Below are 25,261 nucleotides of genomic sequence, written 5' to 3'. Positions count from 1 at the left end.
CCATGGCCCGCAAGTTCCTCTATATCGTCGCGATCCTGATCGTGCTGGTGATCGCAGGGCTGTTCGCGCTGCGGATCTGGTCGAAGGAACTGACGGAGATCGCCTTCGTCCCCCAGTCCGAATTCGTCGAACAGGACCCGCTCGCCGACAACGCCTACCAGGACCCGTCGATGTGGTTCGCGCGGCCCGGCATGGGCAACGCCGACGTCACCCGCTGGACCCCGCCCACCGCCGCCGCGACAGACCAGCCCGCGGCGGAGCGCACGCTCGGCCCGGTCGCGGACGACGAGGCGGAGACGGAAACTGACGCGCCCGCCGAACAGACGCAGGACTTCGCCGTCTTCTTCGTTCACCCCACCAGCTACATCCCGGTGAATTACCGCGATGAAGTGAAGTGGAACGCCGATCTCGACAACGAACTTGCCAACGACCGCGCCCAGCTGTTCCTGCGTGGTCTCGCCAGCCCCTTCGCGCTCGACCAGGCGGAGATCTGGGCGCCGCGCTATCGCCAGGCCAGCATCGGCGCCTTCCTGACCGACAAGCCCGAAGCGCAGATGGCGCTCGACGCGGCCTACCGGGATGTCGAGCAGGCCTTCGACTATTTCCTCGCAACCGTGGGAGAGGACAAGCCCATCGTCATCGCCGGACACAGTCAGGGCGCGCTGCACATCCTGCGGCTGATGAAGGATCGCGTGGCGGGCACGCCGCTGCAAGCGCGCGTTGCTGCGATCTATCCGGTCGGCTGGCCCGTCTCGGTCACGCATGACCTACCCGCGCTGGGCGCACCCGCCTGCGCCAGTGCGAACCAGCCGGGCTGCATCATGAGCTGGTCGAGCTTCGCCGAACCCGCCGAGCCGGAACAACTGATGGAAACCTACGCCAAGTCGATCGGCTTCGACGGGCAGCCGCGCGGCAGCGACATGATCGTGTGCTCCAACCCGCTGCTGGGCCGCATCGGCGGAGAGGCGCAGGCCAGCGCCAACCTCGGCACGCTGGTCCCGAACGAAGACCTCAGCGACGGCGAACTGGTGGCAGGCGCGGTGCCCGCACGCTGCGACGAGCGCGGCCTGCTGCTGATCGGCGACCCGCCCGAAATGGGCAGCGCGGTGCTGCCGGGCAACAATTACCACGTTTACGACATCCCGCTTTTCTGGAGCAATCTGCGCACGGATGTGGAGCGCCGGGTGAAGGCATGGGCGCAGCAACCGTAACCGCCAGCGCGGCGGAGTTTCGCGACGCGCTGCCGGCAGGCGGGGCGCTGATCGGGCTCGACCTCGGCACGCGGACCATCGGCACCGCCTTCTGCGATGCGGGCTGGCAGTTCGCGACCGCGGGCAAGACCCTGCCGCGAGGCAAGTTCTCCCGCGACCGCGCGCTGCTGGAGGAGCTGGCGAAGCAGCGCCGCGTAGCTGGGTTCGTGATCGGCCTTCCGCTCAACATGGACGGCAGTTCCGGCCCGCGCGCCCAGTCCGCCCGCGCCTATGCCGCCAACCTCGCAGCACTGGGCCTGCCGGTGCTGCTGTGGGACGAGCGCTGGTCCACGGCCAGCGCAGAGCGCGACATGATCGGCCAGGACTTCAGCCGCGCCAAGCGCGCCGAGCGCATCGACAGCCACGCCGCGGCGGTAATCCTGCAAGGCGCGATCGACACGCTGGCCGGCGCCGCGTTCTAGGCATTTGCCAACGCGCGGCGGCGCTCCTTGGCTTCCTGAGCGACAAGCGGGGGGCCGAGCCGTTCGGCCCGCGCCCACGTGGAATCGCGCGCTGGCGCATCACCTTCGCTTTCGGCCAGCGCCGTCCACGCCGACAATCGCATCCTGTCGCTGGGGTGCGACCGCGCGAAGCGAGCCGCGACGTCCCGGCACTCCTCGTGTCCCAGAGCGACGCCGATTTGCAGCAGGGCTTCGCTGCTCCCGCGATTGACGATTCCCGCCACCGCGCCGTTCTCCAGATCGAAAGCATACTGGTCGAGCCATCCCTGGGCCGGGTTGGAATGCATCACGTTGAGCGACACCGACAGACTTTCCCCCGGACGCTGGCGATGAACGTCCCGGTGCGCGCGGTAATGCATCACCTTGCCGGGAGAGAGCTGCGAAGTCTCGACGAAGCGCAACCCGCCAGTCTCGCCAACGTACCCCTGCACCGCACCGTAATCGTACTCGTAATAGTCGCTCCAGTAGCCCGGCCCGCAATAGCCCACCGTCAGAAAGTCGAAATTGTGATCGTGCGGCAGGCCGTAGACGAAGCTGCCCATGCCCCCAGCCCTCAGCATGGCATCGTCGGCGCCGGGCCAGATGTTGGCGCGCAGGAAAAACGCTTCGTGGTGCGAGGAAAGCACGATCGCCTGCGGTCCGTAGGCCGAGGCCTGCGAGACATCGCCGTCGCGCGCCTTTTTCAACTCGTCGACCATTATGTCGCCGAGGAACTCCCGGTTGGCCGACAAACGCTTCAGCCAACCGGCGGCATGGAGCAGGCTGTCTTCCTCGCATGGCGCGAAGCCATATGCGTCGATGGCAGCCACGCACTCGCCCAGAGTGCAGGCGGCGGTGTCGGGCAAGTCGATTACTCTGGGCATCACGCAGCCTTTCGTTCGATCAGAGTGGCAAGAACCGGATGCGCGGCAAGCAGATGGTCGCGTAGTGCCCGTGCCTGACCCGACAGCGGATCATCGGCCTCGTCGGACACTTTTTGCAGCGTCGAGAAGCCCCGCCCCGTGTCCAGTGCGAGGCATTGGCGCAGCGCCTCCCACCGTGTCGCGGGGTCGCCCTGCATGGCCTCTTCGGACAGGGTCTGGGCCGCGCGCGGATGCTGCAGCGCGGCGAGCACGTCGATGGCGAGCCTGCGGCGGCTCTCTGCCATCGTCCCATGAGCGGTCGCGACCACCGCGCCGCTTGCAAGCGCGATCTGCCGCGTGGGTTTGCACTGTGCCTGTTGCCGGACAAGGCGCAAGGTAACCAGCGGATCGTGCACCTGGCGGGTGACGATACCCTTGTCGCCACCGGCGATCTGGAATTGCGATCCCGACCCCAGCGCGATGGGCCTCGTCTCCAGCCGCGTTCCCTTCAGGCAGCACATCAAAGCCTCGGCGCGGCCTGCCAGCACGAGGTCGTGCCGCTCTACATCGCTCATCGTGACGCAGTCCGGCTCGCACATGGCGCGCCCGCGCTGGCACAGCAGCAGCTGGCTCTGGCCCGACACTGCGAGCACCAGCGTCGCGCCTTCCGGAGTGACTTCGTGGCGAAACGGCACCATGCCGAGCGGCGCCTGCGAAACACACGCCGCGAAGATCGCCAGCGTGACCCCGGCAACGGCGCTTCCAGCGGCAAGCGATGTCAGTGCTCCATTCAGGTGAGGGCACTCCGCCAGATCCGACCCCGCGCCGAAGCGCTGCAGATCGGCCAGCACCGGGGCGATGACGGCGTGCTGCATCCATTGCGCTCGCGCCGCTGCGACAAGGCGCTGGGCCTCGTGCTGCGGGGCCGCATCGCCCCGCAGCTTCATCGTTTCGCTCTGCTGTCTCACATGAAGAGCGCCGAAGTGAAGGAGTCCGGCGGCGCCTGTTCATAGACATAGACCATGATGATCACGATGCGGTCGTCCGATCCCGGTCCGCTGATCGATCCGAACACGCCTGCGACGGCGTCTATGCCCGGAATGCTATCCAGGCTGATCTTGGGCAAATTCATCAATATTGCTCCCTCAAATGCGGCCGGACGAAAGTGCCGACCTGCATCAAGAAGTGCGGGAGCAATGCGAAGAGTGGAAATTGAATAATTGTAATCATACAATTACTATTAAGGATGCCCGCACTGACAGGCTGACAACTCAACGGGTCGGAGAAATCAGCTCGACGATGACGCCCGCAACATCTTCCGTGCCTGTCGCGCCGCGAGCCATGCGGATCGCATCAGCCCGCGCACGGGAGAGGACGGTTTCGGGCACGTCGGCATCGTGGATCACCACGTCGGCCATGCCGAGCCAGCGCGCCTGACGCAGGGTGAGATCGTCCGGGTCGGTGCTGACGAGCGCGATGCGGCGACGTTGGGGCTCCGGCATGGCGGCTGCGTGCAGCCACGCGTCGAACTGCGAAGCGCTGCCTTCGTCAAAGGGATCGAGCGCCCCGCCCTCGCACAGCGCTGCGTCGAGCGCGCGGCGCCGCTCCGCGCCATCGGGGAAGCGCGCGCGCAGGGCGGCGCGACCGGCGAACAGCCGCTCCGCCAGTTCGCCGAGCGAGGATGGCAGCAGCCGCTCCAGCCGCAGCCGCAAATGCTTGGCCAGCCCGGCGGAGGCGCCGCCCGTTGCCACCGCGACCAGCACGGGATCGCGGTCGAGAATGCTGGGCGTGGTGAAATCGCACAGTTCGGGCCGGTCCACCACGTTCACCAGCAGTCCGGCGCAGCGCAGTCGGATCGCGTCGCCTTCCGCCATGGCGGCATCGTCATGCGCGACGAAGGCGAGCCGCGCGCCGCGGTCGATCGCGTCCTGCATTTCATCGAGAATGTCCGCACCCGCACGGCGCAGCAGCTGGCGCTTGGCCTCCGCCGCGTCCCCCTGCCCCAGCACCAGCACCGGCTGGCCGTTCAGGCGGTGGAACAGCGGCAGGCTATGCATTTCAGTCCGCCAGCCAGTCGGGCACGCGTTCCGCATCCATGATCGCGGCGGCGTCGATACGGTCTGCGACCACCGCCAGCCTGTCGCCATCGACCATCGCCTCGGCCACGAAGCCGCGGCTGTTGTAGGAACTCGCCATGGTCGCGCCGTATGCCCCGGCGGTGCGGAACACGGCCAGGTCGCCTGCAACCAGCGCATCGCACTCGCGGTCGGTGGCGAAGGTGTCGCCGGTTTCGCAGATCGGGCCAACGATGTTGGCGGTCATCCGCTCCCCCGTGGGGCGGACGGCGTCGAAATCGTGCCATGCGCCGTAAAGTGCGGGCCGCGCGAGGTCGTTCATGGCCGCGTCGACGATAACGAAGGGCGGCCCGTTGCCGCCGCGCTTCACCCGGACCACGCGGGTCAGCAAGACGCCGGCATTGCCTGCGATGACGCGACCCGGCTCGAACGTCAGGCGCACGTTCCAGCCCGCCGTCGCCCGCGCGACCATTGCCCCATACTCGGCGGGAGAAGGCGGATTGTCGCCGGCACGATAGGGCACGCCCAGCCCGCCACCCAGATCGACATGCGTGATCGTGTGCCCCGCCGCGCGCAGGTCCGCGATCAACGCGCCGACCTTGGCGAACGCGGTCTCCAGTGGTTCGAGGTCGAGCAACTGGCTGCCGATGTGGATGGCGATGCCGCGCAGGTCGAGGCCCGGCTGATCTGCCAGTTCGGCATAAGTCTCGGACGCGCGCATGATCGGCACGCCGAACTTGTTTTCCGCCTTTCCGGTCGAAATCTTGGCGTGCGTTTTCGCATCGACATCCGGATTGACGCGCAGCACGGCGGGCGCTTCGATGCCGCGCGCCGCGGCAAGCTCCGCCAGTTCGCGCCCTTCTTCGCGCGATTCGATGTTGAACTGGCCGATGTTCCTGTCGAGGCCAAGCTGCAGCTCCGCGCGGGTCTTGCCCACGCCGGAGAAGACGATCTTTTCCGCCGGCATCCCCGCTGCGAGGGCGCGGACCAGCTCGCCGCCGCTGACCACGTCCGCGCCGAACCCTGCGCGCGCCAGCACCTTGAGCACGGCGATATTGGGGTTGGACTTGACCGCAAAGGCGATCAACGGGTCGTCGAGACCTGCCAACGCCTCCCGGAATACCCGCGCGTGCCGTTCCAGCGTGGCGCGCGAATAGACGTAGACCGGCGTGCCGACCTCCTCAGCAATGCGCGCGAGCGCCACATCCTCGGCGTAAAGCTCGCCGTCACGAAGCTGGAAATGATCCATCGCCTATTCTTCCGGCGGGAGGTCGAACGGATCTTCCTCGCGCTCCTCGCTGCGGCGGCGCAGTTCGATGCTGCGTTCGGGCACCGCCAGCGTCGGCGGCTCCAGAAGCTGCTCCGCAGTCGGTCTCGCATCGACGCCATAGGGCGCGACCGGCAGGCTCTCGCCCGCCTTGGGTTCCAGCTCCTGCTTCGATCCGCAAGCGGTCAGCAATATCGCCGTTCCCAGCGCAAGACACAGGCGCATCAGCGCGTCTCCTTCAGATAATCTTGGGCGCGCGCGACCTGTGCGCGCACCTGGTCCGGCGCGGTGCCACCGTAGCTCGCCCGGCTGGCGACCGATGCATCGACTGACAGCGCATCGAAGACCCGCGCGTCGATCCGCGCGTCGATGCGCTGCAATTGCTCCAGCGTCAGGTCGGACAGAGCAACGCCCTCGCTCTCGGCCAGTTTCACTGCCGCACCGGTGATGTGATGCGCCTCGCGAAACGGAATGTCGCCTTCGCGCACCAGCCAGTCGGCAAGGTCGGTCGCCGTGGCATAGCCAAGCTCCGCCGCCTGCCGCATCCGCGCGGTTTGGAAGGAACTGTCCGCGACCATGCCGGTCATCGCCGCGACCGAGAGCGCGATGAGACCATGCGCTTCGAACACGGGCGGCTTGTCGTCCTGCATATCCTTGGAATAGGCGAGCGGCAGGCCCTTCATCGTGATTGCCAGCGATGTCGCGCAGCCGATCACCCGCCCCGCATGGCCGCGCACCAGCTCGGCTGCGTCGGGGTTCTTTTTCTGTGGCATGATCGAGCTGCCGGTCGAAAGCGTGTCCGGCAGGCGCACGAAGCCGAAGGGCTGGCTCGCCCAGATGATGAACTCCTCCGCCAGCCGCGACAGATGCAACGCGATCTGGCTGGCGGCGAAAAGGTATTCGAGCGCGAAGTCACGGTCGGACACGGCATCGAGGCTGTTGGCCGTGGGGCGGTCGAACCCCAGCGCCCTGGCCGTCGCATCGCGGTCGATCGGAAAGCCCGTGCCCGCCAGCGCCGCGCTGCCGAGGGGGCTTTCGTTCAGCCTCACGCGGGCGTCGGCGAGGCGCGAACGGTCCCGCCGCAGCATTTCGAAATAGGCGAGCAGGTGATGGCCCAGCGTTACCGGCTGCGCGGTCTGGAGGTGGGTGAAGCCCGGCATGATCGACGCGGCATGCTCTTGCGCCCTTGCGGCGAGCGCCCCCTGCAAATCCGCCAGCCCGGCATCGAGCTGGTCGATCGCATCGCGCACCCACAGGCGGAAGTCGGTCGCCACCTGATCGTTGCGACTGCGCGCGGTGTGGAGGCGCCCGGCCACCGGACCGATCAATTCGGTCAGCCGCGATTCCGCCGTCATGTGGATGTCTTCGAGGTCCCAGTCTTCCGGCACGCCATCGGCTTCGTATTCGGCTGCGACACGGTCCAGCCCGTCTGCGATGGCGCGGGCGTCCGCATCCGAAACGATGCCCTGCGCGCCCAGCATGGCGACGTGCGCCTTGCTTGCCGCGATGTCCTGCCGCCAGAGAGCCTTGTCGAACGGGATCGATGCATTGATTTCGCGCATGATCGCGCTAGGGCCGGCAGCGAACCGTCCGCCCCACATCTGGTTGGAGCCTGCCGTGCCCCGTTTCGTCTCGCTGTCGCTCACTTGCGCCGTCGCCCTTTGTCTTGCCGCCTGCGATAGGGAAACGCCCGAAACCGCGCAACAACAGGAAAACTCCGCTGCATCCAAGCAGAGTGACGCCGGCGGCAGCGAACTGGCCGGAGAGGTGGATCGCAGCTTCGCCGGGTCGGACCTGCCGGACTTCACCTTCCAGACCCCGGCGGGCAAAAGCCTGTCGCTAGCCTCGCTGAATGGGACGCCGGTACTGCTGAACCTGTGGGCCACCTGGTGCGCGCCCTGCGTGGTCGAGATGCCGATGCTGGATGAACTCGCAGCGGATTACGACGGAGAGCTGCGCGTCCTCACGGTCAGTCAGGACATGAAGGGCGCGGAACTGGTCGAGCCGTTCTTCGCAAAGGGCGGCTACAAGAACATCGAGCCATGGCTCGATCCGCAGAACGACCTCGGCTTCCACTTCGGCGCAGGCGCGGTGCTGCCGACAACCGTGCTCTACGATGCGCAAGGCAAGGAAGTGCTGCGCGTGGTCGGCGGATACGAGTGGAACGGCGAGGAAGCGCGCGCGCTGGTCGAAGAGGCGCTGTAGGAACGGGGCGTGGCCTGCGCCTCGCCTGAATGTTTTCCGGCCGATCGCGAAAAACTGGTGGGCGCTGACGGGCTCGAACCGCCGACCCTCTCGGTGTAAACGAGATGCTCTACCAACTGAGCTAAGCGCCCGAACGCCATGTCCGGCTGCCAGCGCTTCTAGCGGCCAATGGTGCAAAATCAATTGCCATTGGCGCGAGAGTTTCCCGCACGCTAAGCGCGGGCGCCATGACAGGAACGATCCGCATCCTCGCGACCGGTGGCACGATCGCCGGCAAGTCCGGTTCTCCGCTGGAGCGTGACTATCGCCCCGGCCAGATTTCGATTCGCGCTTTCATCGGGCAGGCGGCGGATCTCGGCGTCGAGGCGGTGTTGGAAGGCGAGCAGATCGCCAATATCGGGTCGGAAAATATCGGACCCGACATCTGGAGGCTGCTGCACGAACGCTGCCTTGCGGCAGTGGCCGATCCGGAGTGTGCAGGTCTGGTCATCACGCACGGCACCGACACGGCGGAGGAGACCGCCTTCCTGCTCGACCTCACGCTGCCGACCGCAAAGCCGGTGGTGGTGGTGGGCGCCATGCGGGCAGCCGATGCCGTCGGCAGCGATGGCCTGCGCAATTTCGCCAATGCGGTGCGGGTGGCGGGCGACGCGGACAGCGCGGGGCGCGGCGTATTGCTGGTGATGAGCGACCGCGTGCTGTCGGCCCGCGATGCGCGCAAGGCCCGCACGACGGGAACGGACGCCTTCGCCGGATACCCGCGAACGGCCATTGCCGCGGTGGCGCCGCAGTCGCTCGAATGGTTCGGCGCGCCGTGGCGCGTGAAGGAAAAGGCGCGCTACCCCTTCCCCGCCCGGTTCCCCGAGGTCGCCGTGATCCTCGCCGTCGCGGGAATGAGCGCGAAGCCGGTGACGCAGGCGGTCGAAGGCGGCGCGAAGGGGATAGTGGTTGCCGGTTTCGGAGACGGCAACATGCCCGACGCCGTGCGGCTGGAACTGGCCGCCGCTGCCAGGGCGGGCGTTCCGGTCGTCCGCGCGAGCCGCACCGACGAAGGCCTGGTCGACCGCGAGCGGGAGGACGACGCCAATGGCTTCGTCGCTGCCCGCGCCCTCGGCCCGGCCAAGGCGCGCATCCTGCTGCAATTGCTGATCGCCGATGGCGTGACGGAAGCCAGCGCAATCCAGCGCGAATTCGACCGTCGCTGAACCGCGTCGCTAGACGACCGCGACCTTCTTGCCCTGCAAGGCGGCGAAATAGCGCGCCATGGCATCGGCCGTGCGGTCCGTCAGCGCGATGAAGACGCGGCGCTTGTCGGCATCGTCGGCCACGCGTTCGAGCAGGCCGGCTTCGGTCATTTGTGAAATCCAGCGCAGCGCGGTGGTGGGCGGCACGCCGCTGGCGATGCACAGGCTCGTGACGGACACGCGCGTATGCTCGGCCCGGGCTGCGGTGAGGTCGAGCAATATGTCCTAGGCCGGATCGGCAAACAGTTCCGCGTCGAAGAACTCCGCCCGCATCTGCCGCTGGCGAATGACGCTGCGGACCAGCCGCGGATCGGGAGACGACACGCGGGCGGAACGCAACCGGTCGCCGCCCTGCGGCCCTTCACCGGCAAAGTCCTGCCCCGGCGATTCGAACCGGAACACGTTGCCGCGACCGCCTTCGTCGGCGGCGGTATTGCCGCCGAGCCGTTCCAGCCGTTCGGCAATGCGGCCGACCTGCTCCGTCAGGCGGAGCAGCATCAGGCGATCGTCTTCTGGCATTTCGCGCAGCCGCATGTTGGGTACAGACGCGAGGACGCGGCCAAGCGCAATTACGCGGTCCGCCCTAGTGGGATTAACGAGGATCTGCGGATTGCACTGGTCGAGGCAGGCGAACACCTCGTCCAGCGCGGCGGGCGTGGTGGCGATGACCACCTGCGCCCCCGAACGCGCCGCACGCATGTCCAGCCGCGCGAGGGCCGCACAGGCGGCAGACGACATTTCCGCACATTCGACAAGGATCACTTCGCCCAGCGCGCGCACGTCCCCGTCCAGCAGGTCTTCCACCGACCCGCTCGCGCGAATGGCGAAGCCGGCCGCAGCAACATCATCGCGCCACTGGCCGATCACCGCCGGATCATTGCCGAAGATCGACACCGCCAGGGTCAGCGCCGCCGTCGCTGGTGCGGGGGCGTAGGCAAAATCGGCTTGCGGCATCAGAATCACTCCTGCTCAGATGTGAACAGGATAAGAACATAAGGTGACTAAAGCAAGTAAGTCTACCTAGGTACTGTCGTCAGGGCCGGATCTCTATCGGCGTCCCGTCGTTAATGGTGCCCCACAATTCCGCGATCTCTGCGTTGGAGACGGCGATGCAACCATCGGTCCAGTCGCCGGGCAGCCGGGCGATGGGCGAGCCGTTCGGCTGGCCGTGAATGAAGATGTCGCCGCCCGGCAATCGCCCCCGCGCCGCCGCGTATTCGCGGTCCACGGCATTGGGATAATCGATCCGCAGGCTCAGGTGATAGGCGCTGGCGGAATTGCGCGTGTCGATCGTGTACCGCCCTTCCGGCGTCCGCTCGTCCCCTTCGAAGCGTTTGTGCCCCGCCGGCGCGTCACCCAGCGCAATGCCGGTGTAGCGTTTCAGCAACCGGCCATCGCGATAAAGCTCCAGCACCCGGTCCGACTTGTCGACCAGCACGAAATCCGCTTGCTGCCCGTGTGGCTGTACGACCTGCGGTGCGGCGCAGGCCGTTACCAGCAACAGGACGAGCGAGAGAGCGAGGCGACGCATCGCCCGACCCTAGCACCGGCCATCAATCCATGAAGGGGTCGCGCACGAGAATCGTGTCGTCGCGTTCCGGGCTGGTCGAAACCAGCGCCACCGGCGTCTCGATCAGCTCTTGGACGCGCTGGATGTACTTGATCGCCTGCGCGGGCAGATCGGCATAGGATCGCGCGCCCGCGGTCGAGCCCTTCCAGCCTTCCATGGTTTCGTAGATCGGTTCCACGTTGGCCTGATCCGCCGCGTGGCTGGGGAAGTAGTCGAGGATCTTGCCATTCAGGCGATATCCGGTGCAGATCTTCACCTCGTCCATGCCGTCGAGCACGTCGATCTTGGTCAGGGCCACGCCGGTCACGCCGCTGATCGAGCAACTCTGGCGAACGATCACGGCATCGAACCAGCCGACCCGGCGCTGCCGCCCGGTGACGGTGCCGAATTCATGGCCGCGTTCGCCCAGCCCTTCGCCAATGGCGTCGTTCAGTTCCGTCGGGAACGGACCGCTGCCGACGCGGGTGGTGTAAGCCTTGACGATGCCGAGCACGAAGCCGGTCGCGTTAGGTCCAAGCCCGCTGCCACTCGCCGCCGTGCCGCTGACGGTGTTGGAGCTGGTGACGAAGGGATAGGTGCCGTGGTCGACATCCAGCAGCACGCCCTGCGCGCCTTCGAACAGGATCTTCGCGCCGGCCTTGCGGACCTTCTTCAGCCGCTTCCACACCGGCTGCGCGAATTGCAGCACGAACGGCGCGATCTCGCGCAGTTCGGTGAGCAGAGCCTCGCGGTCCACTGGCGGCTGGTCGAAACCTGCGCGCAGCGCGTCGTGATGCGCGCACAGGCGATCGAGCTGCGGCTCCAGCGCGTCGAGATGCGCGAGGTCGCACACGCGAATCGCGCGGCGGCCGACCTTGTCTTCGTAAGCCGGGCCGATGCCGCGACCGGTCGTGCCGATCTTGCCGCTGCCCGCCGCGGTTTCACGCAGGCCGTCGAGGTCGCGGTGGATCGGCAGGATCAGCGGGCAATTGTCGGCAATGGCGAAGTTCTCGGTCGTGATGGAGACGCCCTGCCCCTCCAGCTTCTCGATCTCTGCCTTCAGCGCCCAAGGGTCCAGCACCACGCCGTTGCCGATGATGGAAAGCGTGCCGGTCACGATACCGCTCGGCAGCAGGCTGAGCTTGTAGGTGGTGTCGCCCACCACCAGCGTGTGGCCGGCATTGTGCCCGCCCTGGAAGCGGACCACTGCGTCGGCGCGGCTGGCCAGCCAGTCGACGATCTTGCCCTTGCCTTCATCGCCCCATTGGGCGCCGATCACGGTGACGTTAGCCATGGATATGCCTTTTCCCCTGCCAGGGAATATCCGCAAGGTCCTTCGACAGGACTCGACCAGGGGACGTTATGAAGGGACGCCGGAAGGGCGCCTCCGAATGCGGTGCGCGGGTTAGGCAGGGGATGGCTTCGCGTCAAGCGCGGCTCTTCGGGAAACATCCGCGCCGCTGCGCCATTGTATGGGAAAAGGAGACTTCATGACTGACCGTAACGACCAACCTACCCTCGAACTCAACGATGGCCGCCGCATACCCCAGCTGGGCTTCGGCACCTGGCAAATCGAGGTCGACGATGCGCCCCAGGCCGTCCAGACCGCGCTCGAAACCGGATACTGGCTGGTCGACACCGCCGCCATCTACAAGAACGAGGAAGGCGTCGGCAAAGGCATCGGCGAATGGTCCGACATTTTCCTCCAGACCAAGATCTGGAACGAGAGTCAGGGATACGACCGCACTCTGAAAGCCGCCGAGAAGAGCCTTGCCCGGCTTGGCCGCGACCATGTCGACATGCTACTGATCCACTGGCCGCAGCCCGAGCGCGGCCTGTTCGTGGAAACGTTCAAGGCGCTGATCGAACTGCGCGACCAGGGCAAGGCGAAGTCGATCGGCGTGTCCAACTTCCGCCCCGACGATCTGAAGCGCGTGGCGGATGAAACCGGCGTGGTCCCGGCGCTCAACCAGGTGGAACTGCACCCCAGCTTCCAGCAGCGCGAACTGCGCGCCGTGCACGAGGAAATGGGCATCGTGACGCAAAGCTGGTCCCCGCTCGGCCAGGGCGGCGGAATGGACAGCGACGCGGTCAAGGCCATTGCCGACGAGACCGGTCGGGCAGCAAGCGCGGTGATCCTGCGCTGGCACATTCAGCATGGCCTGTGCCCGATCCCCAAGTCCACCAACCCCGACCATATCCGTGCGAACTTCTCCGCACTCGATTTCGAACTGACGCAGGACCAGATGGCAAAGATCGACGCGCTCGACAGCGATGACGGTCGCATGGGCCCGGAACCGGGCAAGTTCAACGACTGACAAGGGATGCACTCCGCCGTCCGCGCTGCTAGGCGCGGCGGCGATGAGCGACTCTTCCATCTGCGTTGCCGCCTTGTACAATTTTGCGCGGTTCGATGATCCGGCGGCGCTGAAACCGGCGCTGCTGGCATTGTGCGAAAGGCAGGGCGTGCGCGGCACGCTTTTGCTGGCGCGCGAAGGCGTCAACGGCACCATTGCCGGGTCGGACGAAGCGATTGCAGCGGTCGTGGCGCATATCCGCACCCTGCCCGGCTGCGCCGCGCCCGAACTCAAATACTCGCGCGCCGCGGCAATGCCCTTCCACCGCATGAAGGTGCGCGTGAAGCGCGAGATCGTGACCATGGGGCAGCCGGACATTGACCCGCTGGAAGGCACCGGCACGTACGTCGATCCGCAGGACTGGAACGCGCTGATCGACGATCCGGACACCATCGTCATCGACACCCGCAATGATTACGAGGTCGGCATCGGGACCTTCGCGGGCGCGATCGACCCGCAGACGCCGAGCTTCCGCGACTTTCCGGCGTGGTTCCGCGAACATCGCGCCGCGCTGACGCAAGGCGCGAACAAGCCGAAGATTGCCATGTTCTGCACCGGCGGCATCCGCTGCGAAAAATCGACCGCGTTCCTCAAGGCCGAAGGCGTGGAGGAGGTCTATCACCTCAAGGGCGGGATCCTCTCCTATCTGGAACAGGTGCCTGAAAACGACAGCCGCTGGCAGGGCGAATGCTTCGTCTTCGACGAACGGGTGAGCGTCGGCCACGGCCTCGCGCAAGGCTCGCACAGCCTGTGCCGCGCATGCCGCCGCCCGCTCTCGGCGGAAGACCGCGCAGCACCAGAATTCGTCGATGGCGTTTCTTGCGGCTATTGCATCACCGAACGCAGCGACGACCAGCGAGCCCGGTATGCGGAGCGTGAGCGGCAGGTGCAGTTGGCCGAGGCGCGCGGACAGGACCACGTCGGGCGCAGGGAGGAACCGCGCGAGGATGGCTGAGCCGGTGCTCTACAGCTTCCGCCGCTGCCCCTATGCCATGCGCGCGCGAATGGCGCTGCACATCGCCGGAATCCAACCAGAGCATCGCGAGGTGCTGCTGCGCGAAAAGCCTGCCGCCATGCTGGAAGCCTCGCCCAAGGGAACGGTGCCGGTGCTGGTGCTGGGCGACAGCGCGGTGCTGGATGAGAGTATCGACATCATGCGCTGGGCCTTGGGCCGCAACGATCCCAAAGGCTGGCTCGCGCGCGAGGATACAGGGCTAATCGCGAGCAATGACGGCGCGTTCAAGCACCACCTCGACCGCTACAAATACGCCAGCCGACATGACAGCGACCCCGCCGAACATCGCGATGCCGCGCTCGGAATCCTGCGCGGATACGAGACTCGGCTGGAAGCGAGCGCGAACCTGTGTGGGGAACAGCGCGGCATGACCGACGCCGCGATCATGCCCTTCGTCCGCCAGTTCGCGCACACCGACCGCGCATGGTTCGACGCGCAGCCTCTGCCGTTTCTTCAGGCCTGGTTGGAACGTTGGAAAAGCTCGCCGCTTTTCGCCGCGGTAATGGCGAAACACCCCGTCTGGCAGGCTTAGAGCGCGACCGCCTCGCCATCGCTGAGCGTATGGCTGCAACCCAGCGTCTCCGCCGTATCGCCCTGCGACAAGGCTGCGCGGGTGCGCCAGCCCTCTGCGCGCAAGGCGCCCGCCCGCGCGGCATCATGTCCGAGCGGGAGGAACAGCAAGCGCTCTTCGCCCGGCTCGACGATCTCGGCCAGCGGTTCTGGATAGAGCGAGAAGCCGGTCGCTGCCTCGTCGCGCCCGGCGATGCGATAGGTGCCGCCCCGGCCCATCGCACCGCGCACGCCATCGGCGTAGATGGTGAAGCCGAACCATGTCTGGTATTCGAAACCGTGCCGCTCCGTCGGGTCGAGCGTTACGCGCGCGCGGTCGCCAACGGCTGCGGCAATGGCGCGGAAGCCCTCGATCCGGCTCGCCAGCGCGCCGCCTGCATCGAGGCTGGAAAGGCACGCGATAGCATCTTCGAACGGGCCGGTCGCGTAGAGCAGCGGCAGATAGGCCTCGCCGCCCGCGTCTTTCAGGCCGCCCGCATCCTTCGCGTCCAGTTCGCGCCGCACGCCCGCGATCTGCCCCTCGTCCAGCGGCAGCGCATCGCGTGCCAGCGTGTCGACGAGATCGGGCATGGTGAAATCGACCGAGATGCCGCGCGCGCCCGCGGCTTCCAGCGACTCGACCGCCAGCGCGACGATCTCCGCCGCTGCGGCGACGCTGTCGTTGCCGATCAGCTCCGCCCCCAGTTGCGAGCGTTCGCGCGCCGGGTCGAGCCCGTCCCCGCGCATGGTCACGACAGGCCCGGCATAGCACAGCCGGAGGGGCCGCGCTGCGCCGGCAAGGCTGGTCGCGGCGATGCGGCCGACCTGCGGGGTGATGTCGCTGCGCAGCGCGAGCGTGCGATAGCTGGCCGGATCGACGAAGCGGAACATCTGCCGCGTCTCGACCCCGTCCATGCGCCCGGCGAAGGATCGCTCAAACTCGATCAGCGGCGGATCCACACGGTCGTAACCGTGCGAATCCATCACCGACAGGATGGCGCGCATCAGCCGGACGAAGCGCGCGGCCTCGCCCGGCAGGCGGTCCTCCAGCCCTTCGGGCAGCAGGTCTCCGCTCGCGCGTTCCATCAGAAAGCGAGCGCCTTCACGACCTTCACGCCTTCCAGCTTGCAGGCCTTGTCGACGACGTCCTGCGGGATCGGCTGATCGACGCTCAGCAGCAGCACCGCTTCCCCGCCCGTGTCGCGGCGGCCGAGGTGGAAGGTCCCGATGTTGATGCCGCTTTCGCCCAGCAGCGTCCCAATACGGCCGATGAAGCCCGGCGCGTCTTCGTTGACGATGTAGAGCATGTCGCCCTTCAGATCGGCTTCGATGCCGATGCCGAAGATCTCGACGAGGCGCGGCGATTCGCTGCCGAAGATCGTGCCCGCGACGGACCGGTCGCCCTGGCTGGTCGCCACGGTGACGCGCAGCAAGGTGTTGTAGGCGCCATCGCGGTCGTGCCGCACTTCGCGCACGTCGAGGCCGCGTTCCTTCGCCATGTAGGGCGCGTTGACCATGTTCACCGCGTCCGAATAGCGCCGCATGAAGCCCGCCAGCACGGCCGCCGTGATCGGCTTGCCCTGAAGCTGCGCCGCGGCACCTTCGCGTTCGATGCTGATCTGCGTCAGATTGCCGTGCGCCAGCTGGCTGACCAGAGAGCCGAGCCGCTCTGCCAGGGCCATGTAGGGCCGCAGCTTGGGCGCTTCCTCGGCGCTCAGCGAGGGCATGTTAAGGGCATTGGTGACGCCGCCGTTGACGAGGTAGTCGGCCATCTGCTCGGCCACCTGCAGCGCCACGTTGACCTGCGCTTCGGTGGTCGAGGCCCCCAGGTGCGGGGTGCAGATGAAGTTGGGTGCGCCGAACAGCGGGTGGTCCTTCGCCGGCGGCTCGGTCTCGAACACGTCCAGCGCCGCGCCTGCGACCTGCCCGCTTTCGAGCATGTCCTTCAGCGCCGCCTCGTCGATCAGCCCGCCGCGCGCGCAGTTGACGATGCGAATGCCCGGCTTCGCCTTCTCCAGTCGTTCGCGGCTGAGGATGTTGCGGGTCTGGTCGGTCAGCGGCGTGTGCAGAGAAACAAAATCCGCCCGTGCCAGCAGCGTTTCCAGATCGACCTTTTCGACGCCCATTTCGACCGCGCGGTCTTCGTTCAGGAAGGGATCGTACGCGACGACCTTCATCCGCAGGCCCAGCGCGCGGCTGGCGACGATCGAACCGATATTGCCCGCGCCGATCAGGCCCAGCGTCTTGCCGGTAACTTCCACGCCCATGAACGCGCTCTTGGGCCATTCGCCGGCCTGGGTGCGCGCATTGGCTTCGGGAATCTGGCGGGCGAGCGCCATCATCATCGCAATCGCGTGCTCAGCAGTGGTGATCGAGTTACCGAACGGCGTGTTCATCACCACCACGCCCTTGCCGCTGGCGTAGGGAATATCGACGTTGTCGACCCCGATGCCGGCGCGGCCGATGACCTTCAGATTGGTCGCCGCGTCCAGCATGGCCGCAGTGACCTTGGTCGAGGAACGGATGGCGAGGCCGTCGTAATCGCCGAGGCGCGCGGTCAGTTCTTCCGGCGTTTCGCCGGTGATCACGTCCACGTCGCAGCCGCGCTCTTCGAAAATGCGCGCGGCGTTGGGATCCATCTTGTCGGAAATCAGAACTCTGGGTTTCGTCATGGGTAAATTCCTTGCGTGATCCCCCGGCGAAGGCGGAGGCTCATTCGGAATGGAAACAATAGCGAGAGGTCCCCGCTCGCGCGGGGACGCACATCAGGCCTGCAGGCGCGCGTAGGCCCACTCGATCCACGGCAGGAGGCGCTTCAGGTCCTCCTGTTCGACGGTGCCGCCGCACCAGATACGCAGGCTGGGCGGAGCGTCGCGATACCCGTTGAAGTCGTAACCGACGTCGCGATCCTCCAGCATCTTGGCGATGCGCTTGGGCACGTTGGCCTGCTCTTCGGGCGGGAGGCTATCGTAATAGTCGCCCTGGAAAACGAAGCAGACGCTGGTGTTGGTGCGCTGCGCCGGGTCGGGGACCATGTTCCGCAGCCACGGCGTCGATTCGATCCAGTCGGTGACGATCTTCGCGTTGGCATCGGCCCGTTCGAACAGCGCCTTGCGACCGCCGATCGCCTTCGCCCATTCCAGCGCAAGGATATAATCCTCGTTCGCCAGCATGCTCGGCGTGTTGATCGTCGCACCTTCGAAGATCGAGGTATTGAGCTTGTCGCCCTTCTTGATGCGGAACAGCTTTGGCAGAGGCCAGGCCGGATCGTAGCTTTCGATCCGCTCGACCGCCTTGGGGCTCAGCACCAGCATCCCGTGCTGCGCTTCGGAACCCATCACCTTCTGCCAGCTGTAGGTCGTGGCATCGAGCTTCGGCCAGTCCATTTCCTGCGCGAAGACGGCGCTGGTGGCGTCGTTAATCGTCACGCCGCTGCGCCCTTCCGCGAGCCAGTCCGTGTTCGGAACCCGCGCGCCCGAGGTCGTGCCGTTCCAGGTGAACACCACGTCGTTGTCCTGCGGGATGGAAGTGAGGTCGGGGATCTCGCCGTAATCGGCGTCGAGGACGGTCAGGTCCTTCAGCTTGAGCTGCTTGACCGCGTCCTGAATCCAGACGTTGCCGAAGCTTTCCCAGGCCGCGACGGTCGCGGGCGCGGCGCCGAGCATGGTCCACATCGCGCATTCCAGCGCGCCGGTGTCCGATGCGGGCATGATGCCGACGAGGTAATCCTCCGGCACGCCGAGCAATTCCTTCGACAGGTCGATGGCGTATTTCAGCCTCGCCTTGCCGGTTGCGGAACGATGCGAGCGTCCCAGTGCGATGGTGTTGAGTTTGTCGGCAGACCAGCCAGGATGCTTGGCCGTAGGACCGGACGAAAAGAAGGGGCGCTCTGGCTTGAGCGTCGGTTCAGCAGTCATGTATTCTCTCCTTGCAGAGAGCTCGCGCGGCGTTGGGACCGCGTGGCCCGGAGCCGCGATGGATGGTGGAAGTCATCAAGTCAAGCATGCAAGCGCCAGCTTGTTCCGATTTGTTAACCGAACCGCTTTTGCCAACGGCGCGCCGATTAGGGCTGGGTTCAGCGCCACAAAGCCACCACACCGCTGCAATGTTCGTCCGCGCAGCCTCTGCCCTCGTCCTGTCTTCCGCGATCCTTGCAGGCTGTTCGGTCCTGCCGGAGAGCGAGCGTCGCAGCGAACCCGCCCCGCGCACGGCCACCCAGCGCCCGACCATCGCGCCCGATGCGAACACCCGCGCCTGCCTGGCAAGGCTTTCATCGAGCGGGGCGCAATATTCCGCGCTGGCCGACCAGTATCGCGGGCCGGGCTGCGCAACGCTGGGAGCGGTGCAGATGAGCGCCGTTGCCGGCGATAGCCGCACGCTGCCGGTCGCCAATCTGGGACCCGTCGCCTGTCCGCTGGCGCAGGACTTCGCCGCATGGGCGCGCTACGGCGTCGACCGCGCGGCGCGGCAAATGCTCGGTTCCGCGCTGGTGCGGATCGAGACGATGGGCAGCTATTCCTGCCGCAATGTCGCAGGCTCCAGCCGCCGCTCAGCCCATTCGACCGCCAATGCGATCGACGTCAGCGCCTTCGTGCTGTCCGACGGGCGGCGCGTCACCGTGACCGAGGGCTGGAATGACCGCGACCCGGCCGTGCGGGAATTCCTGCGCGTAATCCATCGCAGCGCCTGCAAGCGGTTCGGCACCGTGCTCGGCCCGGACTACAATTCCGCCCATCACGACCACTTCCACGTCGAAAGCTCCGGTTCGGGGTTCTGCCGTTAGAACGCCGCTCGCTCGTCGTCCTCCGGCGCGTGCCGGAACACCGATTCCAGCCCCGCCTCGATCGACAGCCGCACCGCCTCCGCGACGTGTGACACGGCCAGCTTCTTCATCATGTTTGCGCGGTGGATTTCGACCGTGCGCGGGCTGATGCCGAGGATGCGGGCGATTTCCTTGTTGCTGTGCCCTTCGACCAGCAGTTCGACCACCTCGCGTTCGCGACGGCTCAATCGCTCGATCTTCTCGCGCGCCTCTATCCGGCGGCGGCGTTCGCGCTCGAAATCGACCGCCTCCTGCGCCACCCGGTCGAGCGATGCGCCAAGCTGCGGCGCGGCGATCGGCAGCGACAGGAAGTCGAGCGCCCCGCCCTTCATCGCCCGCACGACGAGATCGGGGTCGGGCTTTTCCGACACGGCGATCGCGGGCAGCCAGATTCCGCGCCGGGTCAGCTGGCCGAGCATGGTCGCGATGCCGCCGCGCTCGTCCTCGTCGCGGGCAACGATGATCCCTTCGCGCGGAGGGTGCCGCAGCAATTCCTCGAAGTCGGCATAGACTTCCGCGTGATGGCCGAGGTCATAGGCGGCGCGGGCCAGCTCGGCCCGCATCCGGCTGTCGCGATCGATGAAGTGGATGATTTGTCGTTTTGTCATGGCGACGGCTGTGCGGCGGCCATCGCGTCAATGCAGCAATATCAGGGTCCATTCCTATCGGTATTGCTGCCTACACGGTCGGGAAATTCCGGCTTTCTGCGCCGGATTTACATCCGAAACGGAAGAGAGATACGGGCTATTCCGCTCCGGAATCTTCCGCATTGTAGAAGGAATAGTCGGGCAGCGAGTGGAACGCCATGCGCAGCGCATCGCCCCACTGGTCGGAAATCGCCGCGAAATAGGGGTCGTTCTGCTCGATCCGCCGGTCATGGGTCGCAGCGAATTCGTCGCGGCCCAGCACCAGCAGGTCGAGCGGCATTCCGACCGACAGGTTCGCCTTCAAGGTCGAATCGAAGCTGACCATCAGCAGCTTGACCGCATCCTCGAAGCTCATCGTCCGGTCGTAGCCGCGAATCAGGATCGGGCGGCCATACTTGGTCTCGCCGATCTGGAAGAACGGCGTGTCGAAGCTCGCCTCGATGAAGTTGCCTTCGGGGTAGATCAGGAACAGGCGCGGCTCCATGCCCTTGATCTGTCCGGCGAGGATGATCGAGGCGGTGAAGCGCGGCTTGCCCTGCTGGTGGTTGCGATGCTGCGTGTCGTGGATCGATTCGCGCAGCAATTGCCCGATCTCGGTCGCGACCTGGAACATGGTGGGCGCCTCGAGCAGCGAATTGTGCCGTTCGTCGGGCGCCTTGGAGCGTTCCTCAAGCTGGCTGATCACCGCTTGCGTGGTGGCGAGATTGCCGGCGGTCATCACCGCCAGCACGCGTTCTCCCGGCACTTCCCAGCGGAACATCTTGCGGAACACGGAAATGTTGTCGACGCCCGAATTGGTCCGCGTGTCGCTCATCAGGACGAGGCCCTTGTCCAGCACCATTCCCACGCAATACGTCATTCCAAATCCTCGCTCGCGGCGCGCCCGCCGTGGGGCCGCCGTTCAAAATTGCCTGCTGCGGCCTGTCTCTATTGCTGGACGCTCTGCTGCTCAACCGCCAGATCGACTTCGAGCTCTTCTTCCGAGCCGCCGAAGGTGATGCCGGTGATCGGCGCCGCCTCGCGATAGTCGCGGCCCGTCGCCACGCGGACGTAGCGCGCATCGGGGCTGATGCCGTTGGAGACGTCGAACCCGACCCAGCCGAGCCCGTCGACATGAGCTTCCGCCCAGGCGTGGCTGGCTTCCTGCTCGATCCGGTCGTTCATCATCAGATAGCCGCTGACGTAGCGGGCCGGATGGCCCAGTTCGCGCGCCGCCCCGATGAAGATGTGCGCGTGGTCCTGACACACGCCGGTGCGGTGCTTAACCGCGTCTTCCGCCGTGGTCGTCGCCACCGTCGCGCCCTTGGTATAGGCCACCCCTTCGAGCACGGCGGCGGACAGCGCGTGCAGCCGCTCCACCGCCTTGTCTTCCCCGCGCCCTTCGAAGGTCCGGATCAGCTTTCGCATTTCCGGGCCGGGCCGCGTCAGCCTGGTCTGGCCGAGGAACGCCCAGATCGGCAGATGCCCCGAATGGCGCCCGATCACGCCTGCCTGATCGCTCGTTTCGACGACGCCGTTGCAACTGACCGCGACCTCCGTCGCTCCGCTTTTGACGGAGATCAGGACGGTGTGGTTGAAGTTCTGGTCGTCATATTCCAGCTCGACGTTCGCGTTGTCGTAGTCCGTCGTCCAGTTGATGATCGCCTGCCCCTGCGTTTTCTTGGGCGTCAGCCGCACACGCTGAAGCGCGTGGATGACCGGTTCCTTGAAGCGGTAGCGGGTGGTGTGGCGGACGGTCAGGCGCATGGCTCAGCTCACGAAACGGAAGTCGGTGGAAATGGCCTGCGACAACGACTGGTTGTCATCGATGAAGTTGAGCAGGAACTGGTGGAGGCCGATGTCGAAGACCTCCTCGATCGAGCCTTGGGAGAAGCGCGTGGCGATCTCGCGCATGACCTCGTGGCTGTAGGATTCTCCGCCATGCTCGCGCGCCAGTGCGGCAAGGTTTTCCTGCAATTGCGAATAACAGAACGCGAGACTGCGCGGGAAGCGTGCGTCGAGGATCAGGAACTCGGCAATACTGCGCGGGTCCATCCGGCCGGCGTTCAGCCAGCGATACGCGCGCTCTGCCGATAACGAACGCAGCACCGTGTCCCACTGTCCGCTGTCGAGGCTCGACCCGACGAAGGACAGCGACGGCAGCAGCAGGTAATATTTCACGTCGAGTATGCGCGCGGTGTTGTCGGCCCGCTCCACAAACGTGCCCGCACGGGCGAAACAGTAGATCTCGTTGCGGAGCATGGAGCCGTAGGTCGCCCCGCGCGCCAGCGAGCTGGACCGACGGATCTGCGCCAGCGCGGTCCCTATGCTCGATTCGCGGACCGGGCGATTGAGGAGGTCGCGCAGTTGCATCCAGCTTTCGTTGACCGCTTCCCAGACCTCCGCGGTGATCGCGGCGCGGCTCTCCCGCGCGTTCTGGCGCGCGGTGTTGACCAGCTCCATCACGTTGAGCGGGTTTTCCTTGTCGCGCAGGACGTAGTTGCAAACCTCGACGCCCGAATAGTCGCCGCCCGCCGCCTCGTAGCCGGCCTTCACGCCGAGCGTCTGGACGACCGAACGCCATTCGGTGCTCGCTTCCTCCGCGCTTCGGGTGAGCGCCATGCGGAACCCGGCCTCCAGCAGTCGCGCGGAGTTTTCCGCCCGCTCGAGATAGCGGTACATCCAGAAGATCGATCCTGCGGTCCGTCCCAGCATATCAGTCTTCCAGCACCCAGGTATCCTTGGTCCCGCCACCCTGGCTGGAGTTCACCACGAGCGAGCCCTTCTTCATCGCCACGCGGGTCAGACCGCCGGGCGTGATGTCGACATTGCCGGGCGAGACGAGCACGTAGGGGCGCAAATCGACGTGGCGCGGGGCGAGGCCCTGCCGGGTGAAGATCGGGCACGTCGACAGCGCCAGCGTCGGCTGGGCGATGTAGTTGCCCGGCCGCTCTTCTATCTTCTTGCGAAACTCCGCGATCTGCTTGCGGGTGGACGCCGGCCCAACCAGCATCCCGTACCCGCCGGAGCCGTGGACTTCCTTCACCACCAGCTCTGCAAGATTGTCGAGCACGTATTTCAGGCTTTCCTCCTCGGCGCAGCGGAAGGTCTCGACATTGGGCAAAAGCGGCTTTTCGCCGGTGTAGAACTCGACGATTTCAGGCATGAAGGCGTAGATGCCCTTGTCGTCGGAAATACCCGTGCCCGGCGCATTGGCGATGGTGATGCGGCCCGCGCGGTAGACATCGAAGATGCCCGGCACGCCGAGAATGCTGTCGGGATTGAAGGTCAGCGGATCGAGGAATTCGTCGTCCACCCGGCGATAGATCACGTCGACCGGCTGATACCCGCGCGTCGTGCGCATCTGGACCCGCCCGTCGACCACGCGCAGGTCGCTGCCTTGCACCAGTTCCGCGCCCATCTGGTCGGCAAGGAAGGCGTGTTCGTAATAAGCGGAATTGTAGATCCCGGGCGTCAGCACGGCGACGGTCGGGTTTTCGGAGGCGCAATCGGGCGCGCAGGCCGCAAGGCTCTTGGCGAGACGGCGAGGATAGTCCGACACCGACTGCACCCGCACCTTGCTGAACAGTTCGGGGAACATCGCCATCATGGTTTCGCGGTTCTGGAGCATGTAGCTGACGCCCGAAGGCGTGCGTGCATTGTCTTCCAGCACGAAAAATTCGTCCGGCCCGGTGCGGACCAGATCGATGCCGACGATATGCGTGTAAACCCCGCCCGGCGGCGTGAAGCCGACCATTTCGGGCAGCCACGCCTCGTTCCCGCGGAACAGGCGTTCGGGCAGGCGACCGGACCGGATGATTTCCTGCCGGTGATACATGTCGTGCATGAAGGCGTTGAGCGCCCGCACCCGCTGGTCGATCCCACGGGAAAGCCGCCGCCATTCGCCGCCGGAGATGACGCGCGGCACCTGGTCGAAGGGGATCAGCCGTTCCTCGGCGTCATCCTCTCCATAGACGTTGAAGGTGATGCCGGTGGACCGGAAATAGCTTTCCGCCTCGAACGACTTGCGCTGCATCAGCCGCGCATCCTGCGCCATCAGCCATTCGCTGTAGCCCTGATACGGCTCTCGCACCGATCCGTCGGGATTCTCCATCTCGTTGAAAAAGGTGCGGTCCATCAGGTTTTTATTTCTTCTCCGTCTTCCAGTTCGGCGAGCACCGCGGCGATAGACTCCGGTGCGTAGGAAAAGCCGATATGCGTGCAGCGCAGCGCCACCGCCTTGTCGCGTTCGCCTTCCGCACCACAGGCGCATCGCGCCCTGATCATGCCGTCGCGCGGGCTCCACATCGCCACGGTGGGGACCGGGGGCTTGGCCGCCGTGTCGCTTTCGATCGGCGGTTTGTCGACCGAATGGCCGGTGATCAGTTCATAGACGCGCCAGACGTTGTTGGCCCGCTTGGACCCCGAAAAGGGTGAGCCCATCGAGATCACCTTGGCGATCTTGTCGGGGTGCCGCTGCGCCAGTTCGCGCGCGAACAGCCCGCCGAGGCTCCACCCGACGAGATAGACCTTCTGCCGACCATAACGTTCGTAGATCTCGACCAGCCGCTGTTCCAGCACCGCGAACCGTTCGGGATCGGGACCGAAGTTGAAGCCCAGCCCCCAGCGTTTGACCTTGTGGCCCGCCCGCTCGATCTGGCGGGCGAAGTACCGCATTCGCGCAGGGTGCACGCCGAAGCCCGGCAGCAGCAGCACCATGCGGGGATTGGCGGACCGGGCAACGTCCATCGTCCGGGTGAACCGGCGCACCGGTTCCAGCGCCCATTCGAGTTCGCCCAGCAACAGCTTCAGCGGAGGGCCGCTCACGTCTTCCGGATTGGGCTGGCGCGCCAGGGCGACGCGGCGGGCAAGGACACCGGCATCGCCGGCATCACGCTCCGCTCCTGAAGGGGTCACCCCTTGCGCCAAGTCTCGCCCCTTGCTGGTGTCACCGTGCCGTCATGAAACACAACGGGCGCACAAGCAAAGGTTTCCCGCA

Annotated in this window: 28 protein-coding genes and 1 tRNA gene; 8 read left to right on the top strand and 21 right to left on the bottom strand. The window is 66.1% G+C overall.

All coding sequences use genetic code 11. From position 1 onward, the window contains the following. Positions 1–2: 2 nt before the first annotated feature. Complete coding sequence (locus ACXYN8_RS10305; RefSeq protein WP_458889351.1) at positions 3–1,211, top strand: DUF3089 domain-containing protein; 1,209 nt, start codon at positions 3–5, stop codon at positions 1,209–1,211. After that, on the top strand, positions 1,193–1,672 hold the full coding sequence (gene ruvX / locus ACXYN8_RS10300) for a Holliday junction resolvase RuvX (protein WP_458889350.1): 480 nt from the start codon (positions 1,193–1,195) through the stop codon (positions 1,670–1,672). The genes ACXYN8_RS10305 and ruvX overlap by 19 nt, the downstream gene beginning before the upstream one ends. On the opposite strand, the gene ACXYN8_RS10295 is transcribed toward ruvX, so the two are convergent. The 7 genes from ACXYN8_RS10295 to argH all read right to left on the bottom strand — a co-directional run bounded on the left by ACXYN8_RS10295 (position 1,669) and on the right by argH (position 7,496). Next, positions 1,669–2,574 carry a transposase gene (locus tag ACXYN8_RS10295; protein ID WP_458889349.1) on the bottom strand — a complete coding sequence of 302 codons (906 nt, stop codon included), beginning with the start codon at positions 2,572–2,574 and terminating at the stop codon, positions 1,669–1,671. The genes ruvX and ACXYN8_RS10295 overlap by 4 nt on opposite strands. Beyond that, a complete protein-coding gene (locus ACXYN8_RS10290) occupies positions 2,574–3,521 on the bottom strand; it encodes a hypothetical protein (RefSeq protein WP_458889348.1) in 948 nt (315 codons plus the stop codon). Before ACXYN8_RS10290 ends, ACXYN8_RS10295 begins: the two co-directional genes overlap by 1 nt. Next, on the bottom strand, positions 3,518–3,685 hold the full coding sequence (locus ACXYN8_RS10285; RefSeq protein WP_458889347.1) for a hypothetical protein: 168 nt from the start codon (positions 3,683–3,685) through the stop codon (positions 3,518–3,520). Before ACXYN8_RS10285 ends, ACXYN8_RS10290 begins: the two co-directional genes overlap by 4 nt. 139 nt (positions 3,686–3,824) lie before the next feature. Continuing rightward, positions 3,825–4,610, bottom strand: a complete 786-nt coding sequence (locus ACXYN8_RS10280; RefSeq protein WP_458889345.1) for a precorrin-2 dehydrogenase/sirohydrochlorin ferrochelatase family protein — start codon at positions 4,608–4,610, stop codon at positions 3,825–3,827. 1 nt (position 4,611) lies between these two features. Beyond that, entirely contained in the window at positions 4,612–5,877 is a 1,266-nt protein-coding gene (lysA, locus tag ACXYN8_RS10275) for a diaminopimelate decarboxylase (RefSeq protein WP_458889344.1), read from the bottom strand. A gap of 3 nt (positions 5,878–5,880) precedes the next feature. Next, a complete protein-coding gene (locus tag ACXYN8_RS10270; protein WP_458889343.1) occupies positions 5,881–6,120 on the bottom strand; it encodes a hypothetical protein in 240 nt (79 codons plus the stop codon). Further along, entirely contained in the window at positions 6,120–7,496 is a 1,377-nt protein-coding gene (argH, locus tag ACXYN8_RS10265; RefSeq protein WP_458889599.1) for an argininosuccinate lyase, read from the bottom strand. Before argH ends, ACXYN8_RS10270 begins: the two co-directional genes overlap by 1 nt. Positions 7,497–7,512: 16 nt before the next feature. Between argH and ACXYN8_RS10260 the strand changes: the two genes are divergently transcribed. Continuing rightward, a complete protein-coding gene (locus ACXYN8_RS10260; protein WP_458889342.1) occupies positions 7,513–8,100 on the top strand; it encodes a TlpA family protein disulfide reductase in 588 nt (195 codons plus the stop codon). Positions 8,101–8,155: 55 nt separating this feature from the next. Here the strand turns inward: ACXYN8_RS10260 and ACXYN8_RS10255 are convergent. Further along, positions 8,156–8,231, bottom strand: a tRNA-Val gene (locus ACXYN8_RS10255). 96 nt (positions 8,232–8,327) lie between these two features. Here ACXYN8_RS10255 and ACXYN8_RS10250 point away from each other — a divergent pair. Next, positions 8,328–9,305, top strand: a complete 978-nt coding sequence (locus ACXYN8_RS10250; protein ID WP_458889341.1) for an asparaginase — start codon at positions 8,328–8,330, stop codon at positions 9,303–9,305. Positions 9,306–9,314: 9 nt separating this feature from the next. Here the strand turns inward: ACXYN8_RS10250 and ACXYN8_RS10245 are convergent, their stop codons facing one another. The 4 genes from ACXYN8_RS10245 to ACXYN8_RS10230 form a co-directional block, all read right to left on the bottom strand. After that, a complete protein-coding gene (locus ACXYN8_RS10245) occupies positions 9,315–9,524 on the bottom strand; it encodes a winged helix DNA-binding protein (RefSeq protein ID WP_458889340.1) in 210 nt (69 codons plus the stop codon). A gap of 45 nt (positions 9,525–9,569) precedes the next feature. Further along, entirely contained in the window at positions 9,570–10,298 is a 729-nt protein-coding gene (locus ACXYN8_RS10240; RefSeq protein WP_458889339.1) for a MarR family transcriptional regulator, read from the bottom strand. Positions 10,299–10,377: 79 nt separating this feature from the next. Next, positions 10,378–10,875 (bottom strand): L,D-transpeptidase family protein, encoded by a 498-nt coding sequence (locus ACXYN8_RS10235; protein WP_458889338.1) that lies wholly within the window; start codon positions 10,873–10,875, stop codon positions 10,378–10,380. A 22-nt stretch (positions 10,876–10,897) separates the two neighbouring features. After that, on the bottom strand, positions 10,898–12,187 hold the full coding sequence (locus tag ACXYN8_RS10230; RefSeq protein ID WP_458889337.1) for an adenylosuccinate synthase: 1,290 nt from the start codon (positions 12,185–12,187) through the stop codon (positions 10,898–10,900). Between the two features lie 196 nt (positions 12,188–12,383). Here ACXYN8_RS10230 and ACXYN8_RS10225 point away from each other — a divergent pair, with 196 nt between their 5' ends. From ACXYN8_RS10225 to ACXYN8_RS10215, 3 genes are read left to right on the top strand one after another with little or no spacing between them, the layout of a single operon-like run. Then, a complete protein-coding gene (locus ACXYN8_RS10225; protein ID WP_458889336.1) occupies positions 12,384–13,211 on the top strand; it encodes an aldo/keto reductase in 828 nt (275 codons plus the stop codon). 43 nt (positions 13,212–13,254) lie between these two features. Then, the gene (gene trhO, locus ACXYN8_RS10220) at positions 13,255–14,205 is read left to right on the top strand and encodes an oxygen-dependent tRNA uridine(34) hydroxylase TrhO (RefSeq protein WP_458889335.1); all 951 of its coding nucleotides are present in this window, start codon (positions 13,255–13,257) and stop codon (positions 14,203–14,205) included. Continuing rightward, positions 14,198–14,797, top strand: coding sequence for a glutathione S-transferase (locus ACXYN8_RS10215; protein WP_458889334.1), 600 nt, complete (start codon positions 14,198–14,200; stop codon positions 14,795–14,797). Before trhO ends, ACXYN8_RS10215 begins: the two co-directional genes overlap by 8 nt. On the opposite strand, the gene ACXYN8_RS10210 is transcribed toward ACXYN8_RS10215, so the two are convergent. The 3 genes from ACXYN8_RS10210 to ACXYN8_RS10200 form a co-directional block, all read right to left on the bottom strand. Beyond that, the gene (locus ACXYN8_RS10210) at positions 14,794–15,900 is read right to left on the bottom strand and encodes an ATP phosphoribosyltransferase regulatory subunit (RefSeq protein ID WP_458889333.1); all 1,107 of its coding nucleotides are present in this window, start codon (positions 15,898–15,900) and stop codon (positions 14,794–14,796) included. The two genes, ACXYN8_RS10215 and ACXYN8_RS10210, sit on opposite strands and share 4 nt — an antisense overlap. Continuing rightward, positions 15,900–17,486: a phosphoglycerate dehydrogenase gene (serA, locus tag ACXYN8_RS10205; RefSeq protein WP_458889332.1), complete on the bottom strand. Its 1,587-nt coding sequence runs from the start codon at positions 17,484–17,486 to the stop codon at positions 15,900–15,902. Before serA ends, ACXYN8_RS10210 begins: the two co-directional genes overlap by 1 nt. Before the next feature lie 93 nt (positions 17,487–17,579). Next, the gene (locus ACXYN8_RS10200) at positions 17,580–18,731 is read right to left on the bottom strand and encodes a phosphoserine transaminase (RefSeq protein ID WP_458889331.1); all 1,152 of its coding nucleotides are present in this window, start codon (positions 18,729–18,731) and stop codon (positions 17,580–17,582) included. Between the two features lie 188 nt (positions 18,732–18,919). Here ACXYN8_RS10200 and ACXYN8_RS10195 point away from each other — a divergent pair, with 188 nt between their 5' ends. Further along, the gene (locus ACXYN8_RS10195) at positions 18,920–19,597 is read left to right on the top strand and encodes an extensin-like domain-containing protein (protein WP_458889330.1); all 678 of its coding nucleotides are present in this window, start codon (positions 18,920–18,922) and stop codon (positions 19,595–19,597) included. Here ACXYN8_RS10195 and ACXYN8_RS10190 read toward each other — a convergent pair. The 6 genes from ACXYN8_RS10190 to ACXYN8_RS10165 form a co-directional block, all read right to left on the bottom strand. Next, positions 19,594–20,244 carry a response regulator transcription factor gene (locus tag ACXYN8_RS10190; RefSeq protein WP_458889329.1) on the bottom strand — a complete coding sequence of 217 codons (651 nt, stop codon included), beginning with the start codon at positions 20,242–20,244 and terminating at the stop codon, positions 19,594–19,596. The genes ACXYN8_RS10195 and ACXYN8_RS10190 overlap by 4 nt on opposite strands. Positions 20,245–20,380: 136 nt before the next feature. Continuing rightward, a complete protein-coding gene (locus tag ACXYN8_RS10185; RefSeq protein WP_458889328.1) occupies positions 20,381–21,142 on the bottom strand; it encodes a peptidase in 762 nt (253 codons plus the stop codon). Positions 21,143–21,210: 68 nt separating this feature from the next. Then, on the bottom strand, positions 21,211–22,029 hold the full coding sequence (locus ACXYN8_RS10180) for a transglutaminase family protein (protein ID WP_458889327.1): 819 nt from the start codon (positions 22,027–22,029) through the stop codon (positions 21,211–21,213). A gap of 3 nt (positions 22,030–22,032) precedes the next feature. Beyond that, on the bottom strand, positions 22,033–22,977 hold the full coding sequence (locus ACXYN8_RS10175; protein WP_458889325.1) for an alpha-E domain-containing protein: 945 nt from the start codon (positions 22,975–22,977) through the stop codon (positions 22,033–22,035). Position 22,978: 1 nt separating this feature from the next. Further along, the gene (locus ACXYN8_RS10170; protein WP_458889324.1) at positions 22,979–24,400 is read right to left on the bottom strand and encodes a circularly permuted type 2 ATP-grasp protein; all 1,422 of its coding nucleotides are present in this window, start codon (positions 24,398–24,400) and stop codon (positions 22,979–22,981) included. Then, entirely contained in the window at positions 24,400–25,179 is a 780-nt protein-coding gene (locus tag ACXYN8_RS10165) for an esterase/lipase family protein (RefSeq protein WP_458889323.1), read from the bottom strand. Before ACXYN8_RS10165 ends, ACXYN8_RS10170 begins: the two co-directional genes overlap by 1 nt. Between the last annotated feature and the right edge of the window lie 82 nt (positions 25,180–25,261).

The sequence above is a fragment of the Altererythrobacter sp. CAU 1778 genome, assembly GCF_054482795.1.
Note: the sequence above shows the minus strand (reverse complement) of the source record. Positions and strands in the feature narration are given on the sequence as shown.